Raw genomic sequence first — 9,528 nt, 5'->3', positions numbered from 1 at the left:
CTTTACGGGGTCACTTCATCATGGCTGGTTTTTCGCTTTTAGACACTACTGACGAGATTCAGCCGCTCGAATTCTTTCAATCGCTTCTACCCTTCTAAGCTGTTCTGGTAGGAAATGTTCAGTCCTAAGTTGCGCAATCTTCTCTTGTTGTTCGGTTTTTGATAGGAATGAATCTTTCAAGACATCATTTCGTTCTGCGAAGTAGACCTCTAACGAGTCTTCAAAGGCCGCTCTTTGTTTATCAAGTGCTTCAAGTCTCTGGGTTGCTTCTTCACCGACAAGTTCGCTTCTCTTTAAGTATTTACCCTGTTCATCGAGACCTTCAGAGCTAGAGAGCTGTTGGAGTAACACCTGATTCTGGTGACTCGACTGAACATAATCAGGTTGCTCAGATAGATAGGATTCGAGTCTTTGTTGGTATTCTTCATCCTCTAATCCCTCCTGTTTCAGAAGTAACTTTTCTAAGGCGATTTCTCTCATTCTGTTGTCGTGCGTAAACAGAATACTTATCTCGCTCTCACTGAAAAACTGAGCTTGGAGGTCAAGGAGCGCTTGATTGAGTGCACGTAGATCATCAGCGGAAATGGATGTGGTACCGAACTGCACGTCCAACGATGTCAGTGCCGACTTATACTCAAGATATTTGGCAAACAGTGCTTCATCAACCACGGTTGTTGATGCTTGTTCGTGGTGTTTCGCCACGTTGTCTCGAATATCTTCAAGGGTTAATTCTGTATTACCTGACACGAAATATTCCATCATGTCTTTTGCTGATGCGTTATCGATGTCGGTATCTTGCTGAGAGGTGACTTTCAATGAGGAGACGCGTTGTTCGTCGTCAGTATGTGTATCTTGATTATTTAGATATAAAAAGACCGCCGCTGTGCTCATCAGGGCTATCGTGATTATCGACAAAATGGCGGTCTTTTTCATCATACTTCCCTTGTTTTCTTGTTAAACGGCTTTGCAGACTACAAGCCAGCCAACTTCAATCGATTGGCATGCTGACGATATAGAGTTACAGGATCTGTCTCAAACAAGTGGTGAATTCCCAATAACCCATTAATCTCATCTAGGTGGTTCATTTTGTAATCATCACCAATCACTTTGCCCAAATGCGCGCTGCATGCTCCTACTAAGCCATCATTAGGTTCGTTGAAGGCTAAGCCTAGGATTGTCATCGCTCCGTCGGTAGGATCAAGAAGGTTGGTAAAAGTGGAAGACCCTGTCCATGAATAGTAATAAACGCCGTTACTTGCTTGCCACTCACCATCGCCACACTCAGACGTCGGAACGCCCTCAGGGTAAAACTGGTTGAAGGCTAGCGAGCCTTCTGTGGTCAATGCTTCAAGAGAAGCGAGGCCGTCTTGGTCGAGATCCGATCCACCAGATAAAAGGTTAATCAGTGTCGTTAATCCACCTGCTAATTTAACCGCGATACCTTCTGTGACAGAGCCTTCAGATACGTTCCCTCGAACGAGATCAGCGGCCTTAGAACCTTTATGTACACCACCAATACTGGTCACTGAAGCAACAAGATCAGGTCGAACTGACGCAACATAACGAGCCGTAGGCCCACCGTGGCTATGACCAACCAGATTCACCTTACTTGCTCCTGTTGCAGCTAACAGCGTTTCAACTTGGCTGAGTAACTGTTCACCACGGACCTCTGAACTGTTGGTTGCAGAGACCTGAGCGACATATACGTTCGCGCCATCTTTGGTTAGGGATTCAGGTACGCCATAGAAATAGTCAACGCCCGCTAATGTATCGAAACCAAACAGACCATGTACCAACATAATGGGGTATTTCGTTTCAGTGTATCCCCTGGCTTCTAATGCTGATGCGCTCGTTCCGGCATATACGCCAAAACTGGATAGGCAGGCTATCGTCCAAATTAATATCTTTTTCAATGCTCTTTCCTTAAACAGATTAGACCTCTGATGAGTAAAAGAACCGTAGATGATGATTTTATAAAACAGAAAGTAACGACTTCATATTTGTGATGGCGAACTTGAATTAAACAGGTGCGATGAACATCAGGCAAACAGAATCAGGAGAAAAAAACATAAGCAATTGATTAAATTAACATTTAACTAAGGTTGATGAGATTGTTCTTTCAATATCCCGACTCAAATATCAATTCAACATTCTCAATAAACCAAAATTATTCGACAAATAACCGTTTGGAAACAGGTGTTTTTCAACCAAAACTCGTTGATAACTTGATGCTTATTCCATTAACGACACACCACAACCCTGAATGTATTGACGCTAATTATTGACTTTATATATAGGTCGTACCAGTTATTTACTTATCCACTTATCAAGCAACAGCGTTTCTGTTTGGCTCATCTAAATATAAAAGAGAATACAGTGATGAAAAATACGGCTTTAATACTCACGTTAGCCCTGCCTTTTGGCGCTTATGCCGCTGAAGACTCAATACCAACACCTGAATCGATTACATCTGCACAAGTACTCAGTGCACAAGGCTCAGAGACCTATTCATATGTTAGATGTTGGTATCGAACCGATGCCTCTCATGACTCCCCAGCCACCGACTGGAAGTGGGCAAAGAAAGAGAATGGTGATTACTACACGATCAACGGATATTGGTGGTCTTCCGTTTCATTCAAAAACATGTTCTACAGCGATGCCCCGCAATCGGAAATTAAACAACGTTGCGAACAGACGCTCGACATCCAACATGACGCCGCTGACATCACCTACTTTGCCGCAGATAATCGCTTCTCTTACAACCACTCAATCTGGACCAACGACAACGCTTTTCAAGCCAGTAGCATCAATCGTATTGTCACCTTTGGTGATAGCCTGTCCGACACTGGTAATCTATTTAATGGCTCACAATGGGTTTTTCCGAACGCAGATTCGTGGTTTTTAGGGCACTTTTCGAATGGTTTAGTCTGGACGGAGTATTTAGCAAAAGCGAAAGATGTCCCTCTGTATAACTGGGCTGTGGGTGGCGCCGCAGGTACCAACCAATACGTGGCATTGACTGGTGTTTATGATCAAGTCACCTCTTATCTGACCTACATGAAAGTCGCCAAAAACTATCGTCCGGAAAACTCACTGTTTACTTTAGAGTTTGGCCTCAATGACTTCATGAATTACAACCGAGAAGTCGCCGATGTAAAGGCTGACTTTAGCAGCGCGCTGATCCGCTTAACAGAATCTGGTGCGAACAATATCCTGCTGTTCACCTTACCCGATGCAACCAAAGCCCCTCAATTCAAATACTCTACCGAACAAGAGATAATAAAAGTTCGTGGCAAGATCTTAGAATTCAACCAGTTCATCAAAGCTCAAGCCGAGTATTACCAAGGTATGGGGAAAAACGTGGTGTTGTTCGATGCAAGTGCGTTGTTCGCCAGCATTACCGATAACCCAGAACAACATGGCTTTCGAAACGCGAGTGATGCTTGTCTTAATATCAATCGAAGCTCAGCCGCGGACTACTTGCGAAGCCACAGCTTAACCAATGACTGTGCCACCTATGGTTCAGACAGTTATGTATTTTGGGGCGTGACACACCCAACTACAGCTACTCATAAATACATTGCCGACCACATCTTGGCGTATTCGTTCTCGACGTTCAATTTCTAACTAAATATCGAAAAGTAATGGCTGAGCCAAGGTCGAGATACAAAAAAACCGCCTAATATTGGCGGTTTTTATTTATGTCAGTTTTACTAGCAAACGCTTTAAAACTGGCTGGTGATTACTCGTCGTCCACTTTTGGTGCGACTTTCTTCTTAGGGATAAACACGGTATCACCCACTGCCACATTTTGGTGGAAGCTCTTATCGCGCTTAACTGGTTTCTTCGGCGTTTTCTTCGCTTGAGTGTTGGTCTTCTTCTTAGCAGGACCGCCTTTAGCAAACGCAGGTTTACGTGGCTTAATGCCTTTGAATTTACCTTTTAGGCCTTCAAGTACAGAGAAGGTCAAATCTTGTTGAAGGTAAAGTTCAACACGCTTGAAGCTGTCCCAGTCTTTTGGACCAACCAAAGAAATCGCATCGCCTTTGTTACCCGCACGGCCAGTACGACCTACACGGTGCACGTACTCTTCCGTATGCTTAGGCATATCAAAGTTGATAACGTGGCTCACGTTTGGAATATCAATACCACGTGAAGCAACATCGGTAGTTACCAAGATCTTGTAAACCGCACGCTCGAACTGGCTCATAATAGCATTACGTTGCGTTTGGTTTAGGTTACCACTCAGTGCTACCGCTTTAAGCTTCTTCTCGTTCAACTTATCTGTTAAACGGTCAGTATCAGCGCGTGTTGCTGTGAAGATCATTACCTGACGGTATTCAGCTTCTTCCAGTACACGGTCTAAAATCGCTTCTTTGTGATCTAGGTGATCACATAAGTAGAATTTCTGTGTGATATCTAAGTGTTGCTCGTTAGAAACACCAACAGAGATACGCTTAGGTGCGTCTAGCATTTCATTTGCAATGCCATTTACTTCAGCGTGATCTAACGTTGCAGAGAACATCAACGTTTGACGACGACGGTGTTTAGCTGCATTGGCAATGCGACGAAGTTCTGGAGCGAAACCCAGATCAAGCATACGGTCCGCTTCATCAAGGATTAGCGTTTCAACACCATCTAGGAACAATGAACGATGTTCTAGGTGGTCAGCAAGACGGCCTGGAGTCGCAACGATAAAACGAGGGTACTTACGCAGTGCTTTAACTTGGTCGTTAAAGTTCTCACCACCTAAGATAAGCGCCGCTTCATAAGACAGACCACCAAGCATGCTACGCAGTTCGCCGTAAACTTGCTTCGCTAGCTCACGAGTAGGAGCCAAAATTACACCACGAGGATCTTTAGCAGAAAACGCTTTTGTTTTTAATGCTTTATGTATCATTGGCAACACAAACGCCAATGTTTTTCCTGATCCCGTTTTTGATGAAGCCAATAGATCCTTACCAGCAATAGCAACAGGGATCGCTTTTGATTGGATCTCTGTCGCCTTCTTGAAGTCGTAATGTTTTAAGTTCTTCAGTAAGCGGTTATCTAAGCCTAAATCTTTAAAGTGCAAAGGACTCTCCAGTCATGATGGTATTGAATAAAATTAATTTAACGTGACATGATACCGCGAAAGTACTTTATAAGGATAGAGATCACAGTAAATTTATCCCTTTATCTATCTTTAGCTAGAACAACGTATGCATTGCTAGCAAAGGGATAGCTCTCCAAAAACACCTTCAAGTCGTCTCTAAATCCTTCATCTCATAAATGAGACACAACGTGATACTTAGCTAATTAACTCAAAAATTTAGCAATTTCTTTAGTTATTGTTTTTGCAGTTAAAAAATTAGTCGCTACAATCATTAATGAAGCGACTATATGATAAAGAATGTATAGCGCATCTTTTGATGATAAATAAGCAAGGAGTTCTTATGAATAAGACGTTAATCGCAGCTGCAGCATCAGTTTTCATTTTAGCCGGTTGTTCTTCAGAACCAGAAGAAGCTGCAGTGTCAGAAATGGATCAACTAACTAACCAAGTGGCTCAACTTACAAGCGAAGTTGAAGCACTTAAGAGTGACAAAGCAGCCGCAGAAATGAAGGCTCAAGAAGCAGAAGCAGCCGCTATGGCAGCGAAAGAAGAAGCGGATCGTGCTAACGAACGCATCGACAACATCGCTGAGTCTTACACTAAGTAGTTTGAGATCTAATCGCGATTAAGCTGTAGATTAAATAAGTCGCAAAAAGCAGTATATAGACAGCACCACTTCTTATCGGATGTGGTGCTTTTTTTGGGTGACACTAATGCGAGTAAACAAGATAAAACCGCCCCTTGTTGCAGAAGAGGCAATCGAATTAAAACTCAATCACAGGTGGTGCTATCTCTACAGGTACGCCGTTTTGAGCAAAGATAACCGCTTTCGCCTTTGAATTTGGCAGTTCTGCGTCTTCAAGCCACCATTTTAGTTCCACAGGGATCTGTAATGATTTCTTTGAACCATCACTTCGAGTTAATGGCTCGTGCGCTTCTACAAACACACTTCTATCAGGCTCTAATGACACCTTAATCGGCTCATTGATAATGGTGACCTGTTCACCACGGTTCACTTGCTCAAACAGCCACTCAATGTCTTTAGGTTCCATTCGGATACAACCAGAGCTAACTCGTAAACCTATCCCGAAATCTTTGTTTGTACCATGGATCAAATAGTCGCCAGCGCCATAAGCAAGCCTCAAAGCGTACTCTCCCAATGGATTTTCCGGCCCGGCAGGAACCACTCTCGGTAATTCAATGCCCTTTTCAAGATACTCGTTGCGGATTGAATTTGGTGGCGTCCATGTTGGATTCGGTCTTTTTTGGCTTATCTTGGTGATCATCTCGGGAGTATCACGCCCCACTCGACCGATGCCGACAGGGAAAACATGCACCTGATTTTTCTCAGGCTCAAAGTAATACAACCTTAACTCAGCAAGATTGATGACAATCCCCTTTCTTGGGGTGTCAGGCAAAATCAAGCGGCTTGGAATGCTTAACACATAGCCTTCCGCGGGAAGAAAAGGATCCACCCCTTTGTTGGCTGCCATTAAAGAGAGAAAACCAATATCGTATTGCTTGGCAATGATGGCCAAGGTTTCGCCCGCCGCCACTTCATGCTGCTGGATTCTGCCCACAATGCGGCTTTCCGTTGGTGGCAATTCAAAGGTTGCAGCAGACACCCACGATGAAGCTATCCCGCTGGCAAGCAAAGTAGTTCTTACAACAAACGACGCCGCCCTGTGGAGTCGTGTTTTCATTGACTGCAAAGGCGTCGAGTTAACGCAATACGACATACAAATCCTTGGTTTGTCTTTTATCAAAGTTTAGATTATCTCTGATCAAACGTCTCTACAACGTATTGTTGTCTCGAAACTAATAGGCAACAAGTTTATATGTAAGCCTTTTCTTCTCATTCACTTGCAATTTACCCATACAAAATCGATTGCCTTTACGCTTTCAACATATTTGGTTATCAATATTAATAAAACTATAATGGCAGACCTATTTTGTGACTAAAGTCTCATGGAGCCATGTTCTAACTCGCTAATATTGCCTCAACAAAACGAATTCAATTCAACAGAATCGGTAATTGATTAAATCCTGTTCCTATAATTACCGTTTAAACTTTGGAGAACGACCATGGCTACACCTCATATTAATGCTCAAGCTGGTGATTTCGCAGAAACAGTACTTATGCCGGGCGACCCGCTTCGCGCAAAATACATTGCAGAAACATTCCTTGATGACGTGAAGCAAGTTTGTGACGTTCGCAACATGTTTGGCTACACAGGCACTTACAAAGGTAAGAAAGTTTCTGTAATGGGCCACGGTATGGGTATCCCATCATGCTGCATCTACGTACACGAGCTAATCGCTGAGTTCGGCGTGAAAAACGTTATTCGTGTAGGTAGCTGTGGCGCGGTACGTGACGACGTTAAACTAATGGACGTTGTTATCGGCATGGGTGCATCTACTGACTCAAAAGTAAACCGCATTCGTTTCAACAACCACGACTTCGCTGCTATCGCTGATTTCGGTCTTCTAGAAGAAGCAGTAAACCAAGCTCGTGCACAAGAAGTTCCAGTTAAAGTTGGTAACGTATTCTCTGCAGACCTTTTCTACACTCCAGAAGCTGACCTTTTCGAAAAAATGGAAAAGCTAGGCATCCTAGGTGTTGATATGGAAGCGGCTGGTATCTACGGCGTTGCTGCAGACCTTGGTGCTAAAGCACTAACTATCCTAACAGTATCTGACCACATCATCCGTGGTGAAAAACTAAGTTCTGAAGAGCGTCAAAAGTCTTTCAACGACATGATGAAAGTTGCTCTAGAGACAGCAATCAACATCTAACGATTTGATAAAAGATACATTGAAAAGCGTTACCCCGCAGCCAGGCTCGCTTGGCTGCTCAAATAATCCCGAGGGGGAGATCGTGTCTAACGACAAGCTGCCAAAAGATGCGGATGGTTTGCAACTCAACTTTTGTAAAACATTGGCGTGTGACAACTTTGGCTTGAGCGATGCAAAACGGTATGTTTTGCAACACGCGAACCCTAAGCGTCCAGCGATGGTTTGTCGTGAATGTGGAGCTTTCCCCCCCTTACTTAACAATCGTGAAGTGTTAAGCGAACTTCATCGCCTAAGACAACTCCACAGCGACGGGCTCCCTGCTTGTCGTAATGATGATTGCGATAACTTCGGCTTATCGGTTCATACCCATAAACATCTTTATCATGCCTTCGGCTACAGTGGCGACAGGCAGCGTTATCGATGCAAAGACTGCCAAACAACCTTCGTTGATAAATGGTCTGGATCCAATAAAAAACTCCAATTTCAAGAGAACCTCATGGGCTTACTGTTCATGGGCTATTCCGTACGTGAAATCTGCCGAAAATTAGAGATCAACCCAAAGACTTTCTATGATCATGTTGACCATATCGCGAGCCGTTGTCGTCGTAAATTAGCGATGATCGATGCACGATGGGTTAACCATGCGAAAGATTACGAGTTCGCATCTCACTACCAGCGTCTGCAACCACAAAGTAACAACGGTGTGGTGTGGATAGCGACGGGCGAGGCGCATTCTGGCTATATACTTTGCCAACACGTTAACTACTCTCAAAATGAAGAACCATCAGGAAACGTCGACCATAACCCTTATGATGATGTGGCACGATTTGTATCCAAAGAGCACTCTTCAGAAGCAAATCTCGAACTGCCTCAGCCCTCTGACAAACTAAAAGAGCGCATTGAACAGCAGTACCAAGTGATTCTTGCGAGAGGTAACGTTGAGGACCCTATGGGTAACCTCACCACATTTAGTTACCCTTCAAAAGGCGCTCTCATTCGACCGCCTTATACCTCTTATGCTCACTTCTTACATGTGTTGGATATGTGTAACGAAGACAAGCATGTCGCCATCTATATGCCACAAGATCCATTACTAAGATCTGCCGCTTTAAGTGTATGTTTGCCGCGCATTCAGAGTCAAAATATTGACCTCATGTATGTCGAAGAAGATTCAGGCTGGCAAGACGACCAAAGTTTTGAAAAGATCGACATCGTTCACATGAGTTGGTGGCGAGATCGCTGGGCTATTGCCAATCAGGGTGATAACCAGAAAGGTATCTGCTACCTAACCGGTAACAATCCAGAACCAAAACAGTGGTTTAACACAGCCTCAATTCAACAAACTAAGTTCTATCAACAGCGCTTTCAGTTGTTATTTGATAGCTTTATTAATGAGCCCAGACGTAAGCTTCGTCCTGGGGGCATTCTTCCATTGCTCGACATATTTAGAGCTTGGCACAATCTGTGCTACCAAGATAAGCAAGGGCTCACGGCAGCACAACGCTTAGGCGTAGGGGAGCTGCCATTAACTCTAAAGCAACTACTTTCATAGCAACAAAGCCTCTAGGTAATTATTCGGGAACTCATTGATTTTAAAGCGACAACATGAGGTAACACCCATAATTAGAAAAGATCGA

General features: G+C 43.7%; 8 protein-coding genes. 4 read left to right on the top strand and 4 right to left on the bottom strand.

Translation table 11 applies throughout. The features are described 5' to 3' along the window. Positions 1 to 45 precede the first annotated feature (45 nt). Both AB4512_RS14595 and AB4512_RS14590 read right to left on the bottom strand, forming a co-directional pair. Positions 46 to 933: a lipase secretion chaperone gene (locus AB4512_RS14595; RefSeq protein ID WP_372074472.1), complete on the bottom strand. Its 888-nt coding sequence runs from the start codon at positions 931 to 933 to the stop codon at positions 46 to 48. A 38-nt stretch (positions 934 to 971) separates the two neighbouring features. Beyond that, on the bottom strand, positions 972 to 1,913 hold the full coding sequence (locus AB4512_RS14590; RefSeq protein WP_372175098.1) for a lipase family alpha/beta hydrolase: 942 nt from the start codon (positions 1,911 to 1,913) through the stop codon (positions 972 to 974). Positions 1,914 to 2,379: 466 nt separating this feature from the next. On the opposite strand from AB4512_RS14590, the gene AB4512_RS14585 reads away from it, so the two are divergent. Further along, positions 2,380 to 3,627: an SGNH/GDSL hydrolase family protein gene (locus tag AB4512_RS14585; RefSeq protein WP_372074510.1), complete on the top strand. Its 1,248-nt coding sequence runs from the start codon at positions 2,380 to 2,382 to the stop codon at positions 3,625 to 3,627. A gap of 115 nt (positions 3,628 to 3,742) precedes the next feature. On the opposite strand, the gene AB4512_RS14580 is transcribed toward AB4512_RS14585, so the two are convergent. Further along, positions 3,743 to 5,074: a DEAD/DEAH box helicase gene (locus AB4512_RS14580; RefSeq protein WP_017061883.1), complete on the bottom strand. Its 1,332-nt coding sequence runs from the start codon at positions 5,072 to 5,074 to the stop codon at positions 3,743 to 3,745. 361 nt (positions 5,075 to 5,435) lie between these two features. On the opposite strand from AB4512_RS14580, the gene AB4512_RS14575 reads away from it, so the two are divergent. Then, entirely contained in the window at positions 5,436 to 5,702 is a 267-nt protein-coding gene (locus AB4512_RS14575; protein WP_017061882.1) for an Lpp/OprI family alanine-zipper lipoprotein, read from the top strand. A 157-nt stretch (positions 5,703 to 5,859) separates the two neighbouring features. Here AB4512_RS14575 and AB4512_RS14570 read toward each other — a convergent pair whose 3' ends face one another. Beyond that, on the bottom strand, positions 5,860 to 6,834 hold the full coding sequence (locus tag AB4512_RS14570; protein WP_372111989.1) for a L,D-transpeptidase family protein: 975 nt from the start codon (positions 6,832 to 6,834) through the stop codon (positions 5,860 to 5,862). 346 nt (positions 6,835 to 7,180) lie between these two features. Between AB4512_RS14570 and deoD the strand changes: the two genes are divergently transcribed. Further along, on the top strand, positions 7,181 to 7,891 hold the full coding sequence (gene deoD / locus AB4512_RS14565; RefSeq protein WP_017061880.1) for a purine-nucleoside phosphorylase: 711 nt from the start codon (positions 7,181 to 7,183) through the stop codon (positions 7,889 to 7,891). 82 nt (positions 7,892 to 7,973) lie between these two features. Further along, on the top strand, positions 7,974 to 9,443 hold the full coding sequence (locus tag AB4512_RS14560) for a lactate dehydrogenase (protein WP_017061879.1): 1,470 nt from the start codon (positions 7,974 to 7,976) through the stop codon (positions 9,441 to 9,443). The last annotated feature ends 85 nt before the right edge of the window (positions 9,444 to 9,528 follow it).

This window comes from Vibrio sp. 10N.222.52.B7 (assembly GCF_041474275.1).
GTDB classification, from domain to species: domain Bacteria; phylum Pseudomonadota; class Gammaproteobacteria; order Enterobacterales; family Vibrionaceae; genus Vibrio; species Vibrio crassostreae_C.
Note: the sequence above shows the minus strand (reverse complement) of the source record. Positions and strands in the feature narration are given on the sequence as shown.

What these genes read in the sequence shown, in the direction of transcription:
- deoD (WP_017061880.1), top strand. Translation starts at nt 7,181, where the DNA reads ATGGCTACACCTCATATTAATGCTCAAGCTGGTGATTTCGCAGAAACA.
- AB4512_RS14575 (WP_017061882.1), top strand. Translation starts at nt 5,436, where the DNA reads ATGAATAAGACGTTAATCGCAGCTGCAGCATCAGTTTTCATTTTAGCC.
- AB4512_RS14595 (WP_372074472.1), bottom strand. Translation starts at nt 933, where the DNA reads ATGAAAAAGACCGCCATTTTGTCGATAATCACGATAGCCCTGATGAGC.
- AB4512_RS14585 (WP_372074510.1), top strand. Translation starts at nt 2,380, where the DNA reads ATGAAAAATACGGCTTTAATACTCACGTTAGCCCTGCCTTTTGGCGCT.
- AB4512_RS14570 (WP_372111989.1), bottom strand. Translation starts at nt 6,834, where the DNA reads ATGTCGTATTGCGTTAACTCGACGCCTTTGCAGTCAATGAAAACACGA.